This window comes from Helicobacter brantae (assembly GCF_003364205.1).
GTDB lineage: Bacteria > Campylobacterota > Campylobacteria > Campylobacterales > Helicobacteraceae > Helicobacter_G > Helicobacter_G brantae.
Map to the genome: position 1 here is coordinate 19510 of NZ_NXLV01000018.1, position 16450 is coordinate 35959.

Below are 16450 nucleotides of genomic sequence, written 5' to 3' on the forward strand. Positions count from 1 at the left end.
ATTACAATATCGACACATTTTGTAAAACCTAAAAATAAAATTGTAAATAAGTTCTCATTTCTCCCTTATCTCTTCCTAGATTCCCAAACTGCTCTGCCCCCATAATCAATATCAAATCCAGCCCCACCTCAAGATTTTTGATTGGGAAATAGCTAGTTCTTGTCTCCCAACCAAATATGACTTTGGCTTCAGGGGAAATCGTTGTCCTCATAGAAGTCTTAAGAGAAATATCATATTTAAAATTAAATTTACCAAAGGCATACAATGTCGTCATATTGGCATCAAACAACCCCGTAGTATCTTCAAACCCCGTATTTTGTCCAAAAATATCAATATCCCTAGCCCCATCAATGGCTGAAACCATTATCCCACCTCCTGCCTCATACCGCCCTCGTGTATCTTTCCAAGTCAAATCTGACCAATACATCAGACTATCTCCATCGTGTTGCTTATCGTGATAGGCTGTATAGAAAAGCAAAGTCGCTCTTGCTTGAAGCATACCACTTACATCAGGGAAATAAAAATCCATACTTGCCTTAAGTGCAGGACTCCAAAAGTGATTTGCCACGCTATAAGCATAAGGGGTGAGAACCAAAGTAGTATCAGGGATTTTGAAATTTGCACTTGCCCAAAGTCCCCCTATCCAATTCCCTGCCCCCTCAAACATTCTCACTCGATAATAATCAATCCAAGCAGAGCGATTGATCCAAGTAATTTCATAATCAATCAAAGGGGTGGGAGAATGAAAGAAACTTAGCCCTTGCACATAGTTATTGATCCAATCTCTTTGATACTCAAACCTTCCTGCATCAAATCCAAAGTTCAATCTTGTATTGTAGAAATTCACTCCAAGCTCAGGAAACTCAAGCCAAGTTTTATTGTCCCTAAATCCTCGATTCATTTCATAAAGCTTGGGATTGAACCACATTGAAGCAAAAAATTTATATCCATAAAAATTGGTAGTTTCATATGCAAGTGAGGTGCTAAGATCAAGGTAAGTGCCATCACCCAAAAAATCAGCATTGAGTAATGTGCCTACATGCCCTTTGAGTTTGCCCTCTTTAAAAGCCCTCCCAATCTCTGAAGAGAAGAGTAAAAGGGGCAGTAAAAAAAAGAAAATAAATCTCTTAAACAAATGCTTTCCTTTGAATTTTCAAAACTTAAAGGCAAATATAAGCAAATTCTAGTCCTATTTTCATCTCTATCAAAAACTTTTGGCAAAAATCTATACATCTATAAATAAGCACTCCTTCTTTTCTTTTTGTAATTTTCTCACTCAAATAGGAAAAAATTTAATATAAAACTTTGAGATAAAAGCAAAATAGATTATAATCGTTAGCATACACACCAAAAAATCTCAATCTTTTGTAGTTAAATACAGAATAGAAAGGAAGTCAATGACACACAATACTCATCAAAGAAATCTAAATTCCTACTTTATGGGACACCCTAAACCACTATTGAGCTTATTTTTTACTGAACTATGGGAGAGATTTTCTTTTTATGGGATTCGCCCCTTACTTGTGCTCTATATGGTTGCGACTTTAGGAGAAAATGGCTTAGGACTAGATAGACAAACAGCCTCAGCAATTGTGGGAATCTTTGGTGGGTGCATTTACCTAGCCCCTCTTGGAGGTGGGTGGTTGGCTGATAATTGGCTAGGACAGAAAAAAGCCACGCTTTATGGAGCAGGACTTATGGCTATGGGGCATTTGAGTATCGCCCTTTCAGCGTGGTTTGGGCTTAGTTTCTTTTTTCTGGGATTATCACTCATTGTCTTTGGCACAGGGTTATTTAAGACTTGTATTTCTGTGATTGTGGGAATGCTCTATAAAGAGGGGGATTCTAGGAGAGATAGTGGGTTTTTGATTTTTTATACTGGTGTAAATATCGGAGCATTTATCGCTCCACTCATTACAGGACTTCTCCAAGAGCATTATGGGTGGCATTTGGGATTTGGGATAGGGGGAGTGGGAATGCTCCTCTCTCTTGTGATTTTCTACTTCAAAGCCATTAGAGATCTTGATGAGTTTTCTAGTGCTTATGGCATAGAGCAAAGCTGGGAGCAACCCAAAAACCCCAAAAAAGTAGGCAAGTTTCTTGGTGTATTTTTTGCCCTCTTTGGCATTGTCTTTGTTTGCATTGCTCTAGGAATCTTCACAATCAACCCTCAAACCATAGCCAAACATATGCTTAGCTTTATTGTGGTGTTTGTGTGTGGATATTTTATCTTTCTAATGTTTTTTGCCAATCTCAACACCCAAGAGAGAAAAAATCTCCTCATCTTGCTTGTCTTACTCATCTCTGCAAGTGTGTTTTGGTCAACCTTTGAGCAACAATCTCTCTCATTCAATCTCTTTGCAAACGACTATCTCAATCGCAAGTTTTTGGGCTATGAGATTCCCTCTGTGTGGTTTCAATCCATTAACCCCCTCTTTATCATCATCTTTGCCCCACTCATTGGCTCACTTTGGATCTCTCTCTCCAAAAGAGGGATTCAAATCAGCAGTTTTTTAAAATTCTCTCTTGGACTATTCCTTACAGGGGTAGGCTATATTGTGATGATTTTTGCCTCCAAAACCCTTCTAGCTCAAAATGGAGAGCCTGTCTCAATGCTTTGGATGATCTCTGCATACTTTTTCATCACAATGGGGGAGCTATGGCTTAGTCCTGTGGGATTGTCGATGATGACTCAAATCGCACCAGAAAAAATCAAAGGACAAAGTATGGGGCTATGGTTTATCGCTGTGGCATTGGGAAATGTCGTAGCAGGGCTTTATGGAGGGGAAGTGAGAGCAGATAATCTAGCCAATCTTCCTAGCATTTTCTCTCAACTTACCTATATTCTCTTTGGAGCAGGAAGTGTTTTGATTGTTTTATATTTTGTGCTAAAAGCTAAGAAAATCAAAATCTAAGGAGAGAGTGATGAATCCTCACAAACAACGCCTAGAGCAAATACGAGAGATGATGAGAGTGGAGGGAATTGATGCGTATATTCTCCCAATGAGTGATCCACATTTAAGCGAGTATATCCCCTCATTTTGGAAAGGGATTGAGTGGCTTTGTGGATTTAGTGGTTCAGCAGGAGTTTTGCTCATCACACAAAAAGAAGCTAGTCTTTGGACTGATGGACGCTATTGGCTTCAAGCCCAAAAACAGCTCCAAGATACGGGATTTGTCTTGCAAAAAGCCACAAAAGATCACACCTACACCTCCTATCTTCTCTCTCTTCTCCCTCCCTCTAGTGTTGTGGGGATTGATGGGAGGATTTTTAGCCTAAAGGCTAAGAGCGAGTTAGAATCTCTTTTACACTCTGCTCATATCTCTCTGCACTCACAATGCGATCTGCTCTCCCCTCTCTGGCAAAATCGCCCCCCACTTCAAAGAGAGCCAATCTTTGAGCACCCCCTAGAGTATGCCCTCCAAGATAGAGGGCAAAAACTCTCTACTATTAGAGAGAAGCTTAGAGAGTGTGGGGCTGATAGCCATCTCATCGCTTCACTTGAAGACATTGCGTGGATTAGCAATCTTAGAGGAAGCGATATTGAGTGCAATCCTGTGTTTATGAGCTATCTTTTGATTGAAGGTTTAAATACCTATCTTTTTATCCAAGAAGGCACACTCTCTGAAGAGTTGCAAAAGAAATTGGAGAGCGAGGGATTTATCATCAAAAGATATGAGGAGATTGAAGAGCATTTGAAGGGATTGAGGGAGAGAAAAATCCTGCTTGATCCTGAGAGGATTCCAAGCTCTCTCTCACAAATCCTACACCCTAGCAACACCCTCATACAAGAATACAATCCAAGCCTATTTCTCAAATCTATCAAAAGCAAAGAGCAAATAGAGCATATCAAAAACGCAATGGAGCAAGATGGTGTGGCTTTGTGTCATCTAGGCATTTGGCTAGAGGAGAGCTTGAGAAGTGGGGAGAGGATAAGTGAGCTAGATATCGAGTCCAAACTTCACTCCCTTAGGGCTTCTCATTCACTCTTTTGGGGAGATAGCTTCAATACCATTGTCGGATTTAATGCCAATGGGGCCCAATGTCATTATAGAGCTACAAAAGAGAGCTACTCTTATATTGATGATAAGGGATTTTTGCTCCTAGATAGTGGAGGAAGCTATCTCAATGGCACGACAGACATCACACGAGTTTTCCCCATAGGAGAAATAAGCAAAGAGCAAAAAAGGGATTATACATTGGTGCTAAAAGCTCATATCGCAATGAGTTCAAGCGTGTTTCCTCAAGGCATTGCAATGCCCTTGCTTGATGCACTCACTAGAGCTCCATTGTGGAAATATCATCTTGACTACGCTCATGGTACAGGGCATGGGGTGGGATACTTCCTCAATGTCCATGAAGGTCCTCAAGTGCTTTCTTATTTTGCTCCACCACTAGAGAAAAGCAAAGTCTATGAGGGAATGATCACCTCAATTGAACCAGGGATTTATAGAGAGGGGAAATGGGGAATCAGACTTGAAAACCTTGTAGTAACGCAACTTGATGGAGTGAGTGAAGAGGGAAGAGAGTTTTTGAGATTTGAGGCCTTAAGTCTTTATCCTTTTGAGAGAGAGTGCTTGGAGCTAGAGCTACTAGAGAAGAGTGAGAGAGAGTGGATCAACTCCTATCATCAAGAGGTTTATAGCAGACTTTCAAAGTACCTAGATTCAAAAATGCAAAAGTGGTTAGAAAAAAAATGTGAGCGTTTATAGAGAGGTTTTTACCCCCTCTATACAATTACCTCTTTAGAAAATAAGCCAATGCTTAAATTCCAAAAAACAAAAATAAAGCCCTCCCCCTAGACTTTGAGATGTCTCCTTTTGGGAGAGGGGAACTAATAGTGACATTTCCAAGCAAAAATGGCTAGAAAGAGATTTTAAGCACAGCTTCTATGATAGAATCTCTAAAATTTTAGAAGTGCTTAGGGATTTTCAATGAAAAAATCAATCAAGAAAAAAAATCTATTTGAAACCATTGTGTTTGCTCACAAAAATAAAGCCAATGAGAATATTACAAAGCTCATTATAAAAGCAAAAGAAGAGAAGCCAAAACATTATGCAAAAGTGCAACTTTGCCATCCTAGCGATCTGAGTCTTTAGTGCAAACTTATTCTTTGGGAGAATTGCTTCATTTTCATCAAAAAGAAAAAATAGAGAAGAAAATAAAAGATTTTAGATGCAAAGATAAGAGCATCAATCATTTTTTTACAAAAAAAGCCATCATTTTTGAAGAAAAACACATATGCAGAACCTATATCAATTGGGAAGCAGATAGTATCGATTCATTCTTCTCTATTGCGATGGGTATCATTGCAAAAGAGAGCATCAAGAAAGAAACCGCAAAACTCATCTTTGACTCCATAAACACAAAGCAAAAAACCCATATTCCTGTTTTTTTATTGGCACAATTGGCAAAAAGAATGGAGAGTAAAAGTATTGGAAACACTCTAGTAAATCAAGCAATGGGGCTTATCTATGAAATACAAAGCAGAATTGGTGGTGCCCTAATTGTCGTTGATGCTATCAATCAAGAAAAAATTATCAAGCTTTATAGAGAATTTGATTTTCAAGAAATTGAAGAGAGCAAAGATAAAAAGATTGTCAAAATGATGCACTACATTTCCACAGCCCTATAAGTGCATCTCTTGCACTGCTCCTCGACTGCCACTCCCCTCTCAAAGCCCCTCTTTATAGCTATTGCTCTAGGAGAGGAAAGGATTTGATCCAAAGATTGGGTATGCAAATCCCCCAAAGCAATCCCCCCATCACAATCAATACAGCAAGGCACGACAACCCCATTGGCAAGAATCCCCACTTGAGAGAGAAGTCCATAGCACTTTTTGCTCACTTCTCCACTTCTCCCCTCTTGCTCAGCCCTCACCCACTCAAAGCTTTTGGTTAGGAGCAAAAAGACCCTATAAGCTAATCGCACCCTCCCCTTCTGCTCTAGCTCATCTCTCACTCCAAACCTCTCACAAAGCCTTTTTGCCAAAGTGGGATTCAGTCTGTTTTCGTGCATTCTAAGATTGATAAATGTTTGAGAGTGCAAGTTTTGATGAGCTTCAATCAACTCTAAACATCTCTCTATCACCCTCTCTCTCACTTCTTCCCTCACCTCTTCTAATGCACTCAAAGAAATGCTTATCTGCCTAATAGGTGGAGAGAGAAGCAAAGAGGGAGCAAAACGATGAATATATAACCCACTTGTTACGATTTCCACAGGGAGATTATATTTTTCTGCGATTGAGAGGTATTGAGGGAGATTGCTTAGATAGAGGGGATCTCCAAGGAGATGAAAAGTAATATTTTGAGTAAATGGAGAGATTTGAGTGCAAACCCTCTCAAAAAACTCCACCCCCATTTCCCCCCTCCTGCCTTTGGGTGCAGGACAAAATGAGCATTTAAGCCCACAAAAATCACTTAGCTCAACATAAGTGCGAATAAATGGCTTAGACATTGAATCTGAAATGCATTACATCGCCATCTTGCACGATATATTCTTTGCCCTCCACTCTCATTGCTCCTGCCTCTTTGGCTTTGGCTTCCCCACCATATTTGATAAAGTCCTCATAAGCAATCGTTTCAGCTCGGATAAAGCCTTTTTCAAAGTCTTTGTGGATAACCCCTGCAGCTACTGGAGCACTATCACCTCGATGAATTGTCCAAGCCCTCACTTCTTTCACCCCTGCTGTAAAATAGCTAATAAGCCCCAACTTTTCAAAGCCCTTTTGGATAATCTGCTCCAAGCCACTCATCTCACAGCCCAAAGAGCCTAAAAACTCTGCTCTCTCCCCCTCACTCATTCCCACCATTTCCTCTTCTAGCTTAGAGCAAAGTTTGATAACTTCACAGCCATTATTTGAAGCAAACTCTTTGAGAGCCTTGACATAGGCATTGTCCTCTCCTAGCTCATCTTCTCCTACATTTGCCCCATAAATTACTTCTTTATTGGTAAGAAATCTCAACTCTTTATTGATCTCAACAAAAGCCTCGCTTTCTTTGTCAGAGAAAGTCCTAGCAGGTTTGCCCTCTTCTAGGTGAGCTTTGAGTGAGAGTGCGACATCTAGCATTGCTTTGGCGTTTTTATCAGCTTTGCTTTGTCGCTCTAATCTCTCAATACGCTTTTGCAAGGTTTGAAGATCTGCAAAAAGAAGTTCAAGCTCGATGATTTCCACATCACTCACAGGATCTACTCTCCCCTCCACATGCACCACATTTTCATCATCAAAACATCGCACAATATGCAAAATCACATCAGTTTCTTTGATATTTCCCAAAAATTGATTCCCTAGCCCCTCACCTTTACTTGCCCCCCTCACAAGTCCTGCAATATCCACAAACTCCACTACTGAATGCTGAATGCGTTCAGGATTGACGATTTTGGCTAACTCATCTAGTCTTTTATCAGGCACAGGCACGATAGCACGATTTGGCTCAATGGTGCAGAAAGGATAATTTGCTGCTTGAGCATTTTGAGTCTGACTAAGGGCATTAAAAGTGGTAGATTTCCCTACATTGGGGAGTCCGACGATTCCGATTGATAGTCCCATTACTTCTCCTCACACAAAGAGATAGCAAACTCTACACACGCCCTTACCCCTGCACCACTTCCCCCATAAGGATTGATATCCCACTCTCTCTCCACATACGCTGGACCTGCGATATCAAGGTGTAGCCATTTTTGCTCATTTTCTTTTCTGATAAACTCTGAGAGGAACATTCCTGCACTAATCGCTCCTCCATAGCGATTGGAAGCTACATTGCAAATATCTGCGATTTTTGAATCAATGAGTTTGCGAATATGGGAGTTGAAAGGCAGTTTAGCCACTAGCTCACCGCTTTTGAGTGCCTCTCTCTCAAACACACTCTTTAGCTCCTCATTGTGCCCCATTATCCCAAAGGTATATTCTCCAAGCCCCACGACACACGCACCTGTAAGAGTAGCCAAATCGATAAGATAATCAGGAGCAAGATCTTGGGCATAACTCAAACAATCCACTAGTACCAATCGCCCCTCTGCATCGGTGTTTCTCACCTCAATACTCTTGCCCTCTCTTGAGCTAAGCACATCATCAGGCTTATAAGCATTCCCCCCAATCATATTCTCCACTGCTCCGATGATTGTATGCACCTCTAGAGGAAGATTTAATCTTGCAATTGCTAGGATAATCCCCAAAGACGCACACCCTCCACTTTTATCAGCTTTCATCGTAACCATAAACTCTGAGGGCTTAAGGCTCAAACCTCCACTATCATAAGTCAAGCCCTTACCCACAAAGACTAGCTTAGCTTTGGCATTTTTGGGTTTGTAGCTGAGGTGGATTACCTTTGGCTCTTCACTTGAAGCTCTTGCCACTGAGAGGAGTGAGTGCATTTTTTCTCTCTCTATCTCCTTTTTGTCTAGCACCTTGCACTCAATCCCAAGCTTTTGAGCCTCGCTTTTGGAGATTTCAGCCAAATAGCTTGGAGTGGCATCACAAGGGGGAGTATTGACTAAATCTCGCACCAATTTTAGGCTATCAAAGAGGATTTGAGCTTTCTCAATAAGCTTTTGAGAGAGATTGCTAAAGCAAAGAGTTTGAAGGGTGAAAGGCTTTTTCTCACTTTTGTATTTATCAAACTCATAGCTCCCACTCAAAGCCCCTAGAGTGATTGCATAATCTAGCTCTTCATCTAAGAAAGTGGGGATTTTCACACTTTTGTAAGTGAGGGCATTGAGGTATCTTACTGCCTTATATGCCCCCTCACGCAAACAATCGCTATTTTTTTGAGCCACATTGACATAGAGTGTCTTGCTCCCCTGCACCAAAGCCATATCTTTGAAATTCAACTCTTGCAAGATTGTTTTATCTGCTAGATTATCAAGGTTTTTGTCCCACACCCACGCCACAGAGCAATCTGCTTGTATGCTCTCAAAATTTTCTTTAAAAACTTCTATTTTCATTTTTTATCCTTTTTCTTAGTTTTGAAGTGAAAATAAGCCAAAATCCCACCACCAAAAGCGATAGCTAGAGGGATAAGCAAATAAGGATGAGATTTGAACCACGCCAAAATATCCCAAATCACTGCCCCAAAATACCACACAAAGATGATCGTAATCCCTGCCCACACCCAAGCACTCAAAAGATTGATAAACGCAAACTTGACTGCACTATATCTTGTAAGCCCAATGCTAATAGGGATAATCGTTCGCATTCCATACATATAGCGTTGGATAAAGATAATGGGCCAACCATATTTTTTGAGAAGCAAATGAGCTAGGGCAAATTTGCGTCTTTGAGAATGAAGCATTTTTCCCAAAGAGCGTTTGTTTAATCGCCCAATATAAAAATAGATTTGATCTCCTACAAATCCACCAAGCCCTGCCACAAAGACAGCCAAGAAAACATTCATATGTCCATCATGACTTGCAAGTCCTGCAAAAATCAGCCCTATCTCACCCTCTAAAATACTCCAGCAAAACAAAATCAAATACCCCCAAGTCCCCACATGATTGTTCCAAAGTTCTGTTAGCCAAGCTTCCATTACTCAATCTCCAATACGCTATATACTTTTGTTTTCTTCTCTAGCTCCTTTGAGCCACCCAAAGCCACTAAATCTAGCAAAAAACACGCTTCCACACACTCTCCCCCAATCTCTTCAATCAACTCTACTCCAGCCTTAGCTGTCCCCCCTGTGGCAATCAAATCATCAATGAGCAACACCCTTGCTCCCTTCTTGCCCCCAAAAGCATCGATATGAATTTCAATACTATCCTCTCCATACTCCAACGCATAGCTTTTAGCAACGCACTTATAAGGGAGTTTGCCCTTCTTTCGGATAGGCACAAACCCCACTCCTAGAGCATAAGCCAAAGCAGAGCCAAAAATAAAACCTCTTGATTCTAACCCTGCGACAAAGTCAAGATTTTGAGATTGATAACGCTCTTTGAGATGATTGATAAGAGATGAGAAAGCCTCTCCATCGCCAATCAAAGTCGTAATATCACGGAAAAGTATCCCCTCTTTGGGATAGTTAGGGATTTCTCGGATACTTGAGAGTAATTTTTCTTTTAGCATTTTTTCTCCTTAGAGTAGAGATTCTATTTTTTGTTCTAGTTCTTTGATACGCGCTTTGTATCTATCTGTTTCTATTTTGTATTGAGAATTTCTCTGCTTGAGGGAGCGAATATCACCTTTGAGGGCTGTTAGCTCTTGAGTGAGAATATCAATATCCCCCAATGCTCTTTGAAGCTGAACTTGGTGTTTGCGTATCAAAATCTCTGCATCTTGTAAGGTGAGTTTCATATTGATAGAGTTTTTTTCCTCTCTTTGAGCGATTGAGCGATAATAAAAAGTCCTAATCACCATATAAAGCACAAAGATGATAAATCCTGTGATAAAAAACCATTGTCCAAACATCTCTAGCATTGGCACTCCTCAATTTTTTGGATTCTCTCTTGATGACGCCCACCCTCAAACTCTGTATGGATAAAAGCCTCCAAAATCGCCTCAATCTCTCCAAGCCCACTCACTCTCTCTCCCATACATAAGACATTGGCATCATTGTGAGCTCTTGTCATCTTCGCCATATACGAATCCGTGCAAAGCCCTGCCCTAATGCCTTTAAATCGATTGGCAGAAATACTCATACCAATCCCGCTCCCACACACCAAAATCCCTCTTGAGTTAGGAGTCTTTAGCACTTCTTGGCAAACCTTTTTTGCATAATCTGGATAATCCACCCTCTCAGCACTCTTTGGCGATAAATCCACTAGCTCTAAGCCCTTTTTGGCAAAATACTCTACGATAAAATCTCGCACATTGATTCCTGCGTGATCTGTCCCTAGAAAATATTTCATTTACTCCCTCCTTATAGTAAGAATCCTAGCATAAGCATTGCAGGATACACAATAATTTGATTGAGTGGGGTGAAAAACACTACAAGCAAGACAAAAAACTGATAAGGAGCAAGAAAAGAATAAAATCTTGCAAACATATCATTCCCAAACTTCAATCCCACATAGCTCAAAATCCTCAATCCCTCATAAGGCACAATAGGACAGAGTTTGATAAAAGCAAAAAAGATATTGAAAATGATCACATACCCCAAAAGCTTTGCTACTTCTACTATGGGGATAAAATCCAAAAAAAGTGAAGAGAGAAAAGCAATAAAAAAGTTAAAAAAGATTCCTGAACTCTCTAGCAAAATAGCAGAGTTAAATCCATATCTTGAAATCACACGAGGATAATCCACAAAAACATTCTTACTCCACCCAAACATTATAGGAGATTGCAAAACAATCACAATCAAAGGAAAAAGCCCACTGCCTATGGGATCAAAGTATCTGAAAGGATTGAAACTTATCTTCCCATCCTCTCCCAAAATATGTCTTACCTCTATGCAGTCTTGGGTATAGCGATAAGCAATATAAGCATACACCACAGCACAACCCAAAATCGTGATAAGAAGTGCGATATAACGCAAAAGTGCATCAAACAAATCAAAAGACTCTAGCATTACTTCTCCTCTCTCTTCATCTCTTGCTCCAAGCTCTCCACACTTCTAAAGACACGATCCCATCGCACGGTATATTTCCACCACCCCTCATTTTTGCCTAGCTCTTTGGCTCTCTCTTGGGCTTCAACAGAATTATCCAAATTGATAGAAAAATAGATTAACCAAGGTGTTCCGATGATACTTGAGTAAGGCACACTTCCCCAATATCTCGAATCAAGGCTATTATCACGATTATCTCCAATCATAAAAAACTCATCAGGAGCGATTTTTTTGTAAAACACGATCTCATCAGCTCCATAAGGGCGATTGGGAGCAATCACCTTGCCATCAACCCCTATAGGACTCATCGCAAACCCCTGCCCTCCAAGCACTCTCCACTCTTTGCCTTCAAAACGAAGGCTTGAGAGAGCTTCTTGGAATCTTAGGTTATTACTTGCATAGTGAATCCCTGCGTGTTTATCCATATAAGGATTTTTTACAAAAGTTTTGCCAAAGAATTGCTTAGTTTGGGCATTGGGGAAGTGCTGAGCGATATAGCTCTCTCCCTCTTTGGGGTGCAAATAAAAGCCATCATAAGCATACACCACTTCATCTCCACCCACAGCAAAGTTTCTCTTCACATAATAAGTCTTTGCCACATGAGGGGGGATAAAAACTACAATATCCCCTCTTTTGGGGCGTTCGCCATCGATAATATGCCCATCACCTCTAAAATCAGGCAATACAGGGATTTCAAGCCAAGGGATTCTAGGTGTAGGAATCCCATAAGAAAACTTCTTGACAAAGAGCATATCTCCCTCATAAAGTGTGCCTACCATTGAGCGTGAGGGGATTACAAATGCTTGAGCGATGAAAAAGATCACAAAAGCAACGATAAGAATCGTTCCTGTCCAAGATGATGAGAAACGATAGAGTTTTTTTATAAATTCCATTTTTTACCTTTTTAGTTTTGTTTTTGCGGATTGGAGCGTGTTTTGAAGCAATGTGGCTATTGTCATAGGGCCCACTCCTCCTGGAACTGGGGTGATATAGCTACATTTTGGAGCGACATTTTCAAAATCCACATCACCCACAAGTCTGCCATCACTCAAGCGATTGATACCGATATCCACTACAATCGCCCCCTCTTTTATCATCTCTTGCGTGATAAGATTGGGCTTACCCACAGCCACAAAGACGATATCTGCCATCTTGGTATAGATAGAAACATCTTTGGTATCAATATGGCACACACTCACCGTCGCTCCAGCGTTGAGAAGCAAAGTAGCTAGAGGTTTGCCTACGATATTACTTGCTCCCACCACGACACAATCTTTGCCCCTAAGCTCTATGGCATACTCACTTAAGAGGTGCATTACCCCTAGAGGTGTGGCAGGGATAAAGCACTCAAACCCCAAAGTCGCTCTTCCGACATTGAGAGAGTGGAAGCCATCAACATCTTTGCTAGGACAAATCGCTTCTAGAATTTTACTTGAATCAATGTGTTTAGGCAATGGAAGTTGCACCAAAATTCCATCAATTTTGTTATCAATATTGAGTTCGTGGATTTTCTCTAGCAAAATCTCTTCTTCTGTATTGCTTGGCATTGCAAAGGTAAGAGTATTCATCCCTACCCTCTCACACGCTTTGGATTTCATCTTGACATATGAAGCACTTGCAGGATCATCGCCTACCAAAATGACTGCTAAAGTGGGGTAGATAAAGTTTTGATTTAAAAACTCGACTTCTTTTTGTATCTGAACTTCAATCTTTGAAGAAAGCATTTTGCCATCAAGAATTTTCATTGCTCCTGCCTTTGTTTATTGAGAGTGTATTATAGGATATATTATAATACCAAAAGACTTTAATACACAGGGTGCTAATGAAAAAAGAGCTATTTTCTATTTTTGTTTTATTCTCTATGCTTTGCTCTCAAGAGAGGGCAGATTTCATCGATGATTTGGAATATGGCAAACGACTTTATGAAGATCCAAGAGGGATAAGCTGTCAGAAATGCCACGGAGCCAAAGGCGAGGGAGAAGTGATCGCTACCTATCGCTCCAAAGGATACCTCAAAGAGCTTATCGCTCCACGCATCAACAATCTTCCCCTAGAAAACTTTGCAAAAAATATCAACAAAAACAAAGGCGTAATGCCAAAGTATTACCTCACAGAAAAAGAAATCAACGCTATTTACAAATACCTCACTCAAAACTCAAAAGCACAAAATCAACTCTCTCAAACTCCCTAATCTCAATACTTCTATATTACCCCCCCCCCCCCACGAATCAAAAAATATATTGTAAAAAATCAAAATTTTTGATAGAATATTACTTTCGTATTTAATCCAAAACCTCAACATAAAGGAAAGACAATGACTAAAAAGAATAAAACTCTACAGGGGGGGGGGGGGCAGTAGCAAAATCTAACACCCTCTCTTCTCAAACTTCAGTCGCTAAACCTAGCAGATTTTTCAAACCCCTCGTTGCTACTTCTTTAGCTCTTGCTTTAGGGGTGAGTGTGGGGAGTGCTACTTGTGCTGTAACAAATGGAAGCCCTGTAATTTGCACCAATGGTGGGAGTTCTGATACCAGTTCCACTTTTGGAATCACTTGGAATTCCTCTAATGGTGCATACACACCACAACAAAATAGCACAAACATTACTCAACTATTCCTGTCCTTTAATTCCTCTGGCAACAATACCGATCAAGGAGAAGTTTCAGGAAATGGCTATGCAATCAAAGTAAGCAGTGCAAGTACATCATTAACTCTCGTAAGTAACTCTACAATCAATATGACAGAATCAGGTTCTCTTGAAATGAGATCAGGAAAATTTCTCTCTAGTGCAAATAACAAAACAATCACAGTAGATCTCTCTGGTGTAACTAGTGAAAACTATTCTTTGATTGGTAATCTTCTTGCAGGTGGGGCAAGAGGGAATACAAACGCTGGAACATTTGGAGGATTGGGAATTAATGGAAGTGTAACTGTTGATGGAGATGCAGGAATCAATCTTGCATTTACTCAAGCAAATGGAGGAATCACAGGGAATGTAACAAATACTGGAAGCAATGCCACAAATATATTTACTTTTCAAGAAAATGGAACAAGCACGATTGGAGGAAATGTAACGCTAAATGGAGGAGGAAGTAGCGGAAGTACATTCGCCAATATCAACAAAATTACAGGAAATGTAAATCTCTACAATGGAACAAACGCTTTCACTTTCTCTGGAAATGACACAAAAATTGGTGGAAGTATTACATTATTGTATGGAACAACTGTATTTTCTGGTAGCGATCTTACAATCAATGGTGGGATAACTAGTGGAAGTGGAGCTAGTGGAACATTAACCTTCAATAACAATGTTACAATTAGTGGAGCAATCAGTAAACCTAATGGGGGACCAAATACTTCGGGTGCAACAACAACAATCAATTTCAATGGAGCAACCAATAGATTGAATGGCAATATCAACATTGCAGAAACCACACAAAATGGGCAAAATATTTTTGCTATTACTTTTGGAAGCAATGCAACAGACAATATCATTTCAGGCAATATTTCTTCAACAGGAGGAAATTATGGAAATGGAAGTCAGCAACATACAAACAAAATCATCTTCCAAGGCAGTGGCACTAACACAATCACAGGGAGTATCACAGCAGGTAGGGATAGTTGGGGTGGAAATGGAAAAAATGATATTACTTTTCAGCAAGGTGGAAGAATTGAGCTGACTTCAGCAAAGCAAATTGAAGCCGCGGGAGGAAATAATGTAATTACTTTCCAAGGCAACAATGATTCAAGCATTGTTGGAAAGATTTTGGGAGGAATGAGTGGAGCAAGTGGTGGGCGTGCTGGAACCAACACAATCACTTTTGGAAATCTCGCAAGCACCAATTCTGGTGCAACTACTCCAGCCTCTACTGGAAATAATAGCATTTCAAAGAGTGAGGGGGGAACTGATGCAATCAATGCTACTGGTGGAAGCAATACAATTAAAATGTATGGAAGCAATGCTTCAATCACAGGAAAAATTGTTGCTGATGGAAGTAGCTTTCAAAACTATCATTCTACAAATACTATCACACTTGGGGCTTCAAACTCAAATACCATAACTGGGAATATTTCAAACTCCACTTTCTATTCTTCTGGGTGGTCAACCAATGGGACAAATTCAATCACTTTTGTTGCAGGAGCAACAAATACAATCGCAGAAAATATCACTCAATCTGGAAATGGAACAACCACAATCAATTTCAATAGTGCAAGTGGAACAACAAATGCCATCAATGGAACACTTGAGGCCTCAAGTGGAACTGCAACAGTCAATTTCCAACAAGGAAGTGGCAATGCAATCACCAATATTCTTTCAAGTGGTGGGACAAACCAAGTCAATGTTACAAGTTCAGGATTATCCATAGGAGGCTATATCGGATCAACAGGGGGAAGCAACACAATTAGTATAACGAGTGGGGATATGAATATCACTCAAGGGATATATATCCGCACTGCTGGATCTGATAGATCCAATACCATTACTCTCACTGATGGAAATCTAAGCATTGGAGCTTTCAGCAGCAATGTAACAAGTGGCTATGGAGATTCCAATGGAAGCTCTATCCATGCTTGGAATGGTGGCAATAGCAACACTATTACATTAAGCAAAGATGGAGCGATTCTGACTTTAGGTGGAGCTATCACTTCAGGAGGTGGAAGTCAAAATGGCAACACCATCAACTTCAATGGAACTAGTGGTATCTTAAAGTCTAGCAGTGGAGATTCTATCTCTGCAAGTGGAATTACAAATATCAATGCAACTTCACTCACAATCCAAGATAATGGCTTAGGCACTGGAACTCTTACTACTACAGGTGGGACAACAAATCTCACTTTTAAAGACAGCACCGATGGTAGTCTAAATGGAAATATCACAACCACAGGTGGGACAACAAATCTTGTGCTAAAAG

General features: G+C 40.3%; 17 protein-coding genes. 6 read left to right on the top strand and 11 right to left on the bottom strand.

Annotation, left to right across the window (positions count from 1 at the left end; genetic code table 11):
• Nucleotides 1-28: 28 nt before the first annotated feature.
• Nucleotides 29-1135, bottom strand: a complete 1107-nt coding sequence (locus CQA58_RS07440; protein ID WP_115570086.1) for a hypothetical protein — start codon at nucleotides 1133-1135, stop codon at nucleotides 29-31.
• Between the two features lie 262 nt (nucleotides 1136-1397).
• On the opposite strand from CQA58_RS07440, the gene CQA58_RS07445 reads away from it, so the two are divergent.
• The 4 genes from CQA58_RS07445 to CQA58_RS07455 all read left to right on the top strand — a co-directional run bounded on the left by CQA58_RS07445 (nucleotide 1398) and on the right by CQA58_RS07455 (nucleotide 5636).
• Entirely contained in the window at nucleotides 1398-2915 is a 1518-nt protein-coding gene (locus CQA58_RS07445; RefSeq protein WP_115570087.1) for a peptide MFS transporter, read from the top strand.
• A gap of 10 nt (nucleotides 2916-2925) precedes the next feature.
• Nucleotides 2926-4713: a M24B family metallopeptidase gene (locus CQA58_RS07450; protein WP_115570088.1), complete on the top strand. Its 1788-nt coding sequence runs from the start codon at nucleotides 2926-2928 to the stop codon at nucleotides 4711-4713.
• A gap of 222 nt (nucleotides 4714-4935) precedes the next feature.
• On the top strand, nucleotides 4936-5100 hold the full coding sequence (locus CQA58_RS08295) for a hypothetical protein (protein ID WP_170126771.1): 165 nt from the start codon (nucleotides 4936-4938) through the stop codon (nucleotides 5098-5100).
• Nucleotides 5100-5636, top strand: coding sequence for a hypothetical protein (locus CQA58_RS07455; RefSeq protein ID WP_115570089.1), 537 nt, complete (start codon nucleotides 5100-5102; stop codon nucleotides 5634-5636). Before CQA58_RS08295 ends, CQA58_RS07455 begins: the two co-directional genes overlap by 1 nt.
• On the opposite strand, the gene CQA58_RS07460 is transcribed toward CQA58_RS07455, so the two are convergent.
• From CQA58_RS07460 to folD, 10 genes are read right to left on the bottom strand one after another with little or no spacing between them, the layout of a single operon-like run.
• Entirely contained in the window at nucleotides 5615-6457 is an 843-nt protein-coding gene (locus CQA58_RS07460) for a radical SAM/SPASM domain-containing protein (RefSeq protein ID WP_115570090.1), read from the bottom strand. The genes CQA58_RS07455 and CQA58_RS07460 overlap by 22 nt on opposite strands.
• Nucleotides 6450-7550, bottom strand: coding sequence for a redox-regulated ATPase YchF (ychF, locus tag CQA58_RS07465; protein WP_115570091.1), 1101 nt, complete (start codon nucleotides 7548-7550; stop codon nucleotides 6450-6452). The genes CQA58_RS07460 and ychF overlap by 8 nt, the downstream gene beginning before the upstream one ends.
• Nucleotides 7550-8944, bottom strand: a complete 1395-nt coding sequence (locus tag CQA58_RS07470) for a leucyl aminopeptidase (protein WP_115570092.1) — start codon at nucleotides 8942-8944, stop codon at nucleotides 7550-7552. The genes ychF and CQA58_RS07470 overlap by 1 nt, the downstream gene beginning before the upstream one ends.
• The gene (locus CQA58_RS07475) at nucleotides 8941-9525 is read right to left on the bottom strand and encodes a DedA family protein (RefSeq protein WP_115570093.1); all 585 of its coding nucleotides are present in this window, start codon (nucleotides 9523-9525) and stop codon (nucleotides 8941-8943) included. Before CQA58_RS07475 ends, CQA58_RS07470 begins: the two co-directional genes overlap by 4 nt.
• Nucleotides 9525-10058 (bottom strand): adenine phosphoribosyltransferase, encoded by a 534-nt coding sequence (locus CQA58_RS07480; protein WP_115570094.1) that lies wholly within the window; start codon nucleotides 10056-10058, stop codon nucleotides 9525-9527. Before CQA58_RS07480 ends, CQA58_RS07475 begins: the two co-directional genes overlap by 1 nt.
• Before the next feature lie 9 nt (nucleotides 10059-10067).
• Entirely contained in the window at nucleotides 10068-10400 is a 333-nt protein-coding gene (locus CQA58_RS07485) for a hypothetical protein (protein WP_115570100.1), read from the bottom strand.
• Nucleotides 10401-10402: 2 nt separating this feature from the next.
• On the bottom strand, nucleotides 10403-10840 hold the full coding sequence (gene rpiB, locus CQA58_RS07490; protein WP_115570095.1) for a ribose 5-phosphate isomerase B: 438 nt from the start codon (nucleotides 10838-10840) through the stop codon (nucleotides 10403-10405).
• Between the two features lie 11 nt (nucleotides 10841-10851).
• The gene (locus CQA58_RS07495; RefSeq protein WP_115570096.1) at nucleotides 10852-11499 is read right to left on the bottom strand and encodes a zinc metalloprotease; all 648 of its coding nucleotides are present in this window, start codon (nucleotides 11497-11499) and stop codon (nucleotides 10852-10854) included.
• The gene (gene lepB / locus CQA58_RS07500; RefSeq protein WP_115570097.1) at nucleotides 11499-12431 is read right to left on the bottom strand and encodes a signal peptidase I; all 933 of its coding nucleotides are present in this window, start codon (nucleotides 12429-12431) and stop codon (nucleotides 11499-11501) included. The genes CQA58_RS07495 and lepB overlap by 1 nt, the downstream gene beginning before the upstream one ends.
• A 3-nt stretch (nucleotides 12432-12434) precedes the next feature.
• Complete coding sequence (gene folD, locus CQA58_RS07505; RefSeq protein ID WP_115570098.1) at nucleotides 12435-13283, bottom strand: bifunctional methylenetetrahydrofolate dehydrogenase/methenyltetrahydrofolate cyclohydrolase FolD; 849 nt, start codon at nucleotides 13281-13283, stop codon at nucleotides 12435-12437.
• Between the two features lie 77 nt (nucleotides 13284-13360).
• On the opposite strand from folD, the gene CQA58_RS07510 reads away from it, so the two are divergent.
• Nucleotides 13361-13729 (top strand): c-type cytochrome, encoded by a 369-nt coding sequence (locus tag CQA58_RS07510; protein ID WP_115570099.1) that lies wholly within the window; start codon nucleotides 13361-13363, stop codon nucleotides 13727-13729.
• A gap of 269 nt (nucleotides 13730-13998) precedes the next feature.
• The coding region (locus CQA58_RS07515; RefSeq protein ID WP_147288625.1) for a beta strand repeat-containing protein at nucleotides 13999-16450 on the top strand (2452 nt) is incomplete at its 3' end.

Coding starts and splice junctions, on each gene's coding strand:
- lepB (WP_115570097.1), bottom strand. CDS start 12,431: ATGGAATTTATAAAAAAACTCTATCGTTTCTCATCATCTTGGACAGGA.
- CQA58_RS07495 (WP_115570096.1), bottom strand. CDS start 11,499: ATGCTAGAGTCTTTTGATTTGTTTGATGCACTTTTGCGTTATATCGCA.
- CQA58_RS07510 (WP_115570099.1), top strand. CDS start 13,361: ATGAAAAAAGAGCTATTTTCTATTTTTGTTTTATTCTCTATGCTTTGC.
- CQA58_RS07475 (WP_115570093.1), bottom strand. CDS start 9,525: ATGGAAGCTTGGCTAACAGAACTTTGGAACAATCATGTGGGGACTTGG.
- CQA58_RS07445 (WP_115570087.1), top strand. CDS start 1,398: ATGACACACAATACTCATCAAAGAAATCTAAATTCCTACTTTATGGGA.
- CQA58_RS08295 (WP_170126771.1), top strand. CDS start 4,936: ATGAAAAAATCAATCAAGAAAAAAAATCTATTTGAAACCATTGTGTTT.
- CQA58_RS07450 (WP_115570088.1), top strand. CDS start 2,926: ATGAATCCTCACAAACAACGCCTAGAGCAAATACGAGAGATGATGAGA.
- ychF (WP_115570091.1), bottom strand. CDS start 7,550: ATGGGACTATCAATCGGAATCGTCGGACTCCCCAATGTAGGGAAATCT.
- rpiB (WP_115570095.1), bottom strand. CDS start 10,840: ATGAAATATTTTCTAGGGACAGATCACGCAGGAATCAATGTGCGAGAT.
- folD (WP_115570098.1), bottom strand. CDS start 13,283: ATGAAAATTCTTGATGGCAAAATGCTTTCTTCAAAGATTGAAGTTCAG.
- CQA58_RS07485 (WP_115570100.1), bottom strand. CDS start 10,400: ATGTTTGGACAATGGTTTTTTATCACAGGATTTATCATCTTTGTGCTT.
- CQA58_RS07480 (WP_115570094.1), bottom strand. CDS start 10,058: ATGCTAAAAGAAAAATTACTCTCAAGTATCCGAGAAATCCCTAACTAT.
- CQA58_RS07470 (WP_115570092.1), bottom strand. CDS start 8,944: ATGAAAATAGAAGTTTTTAAAGAAAATTTTGAGAGCATACAAGCAGAT.
- CQA58_RS07460 (WP_115570090.1), bottom strand. CDS start 6,457: ATGTCTAAGCCATTTATTCGCACTTATGTTGAGCTAAGTGATTTTTGT.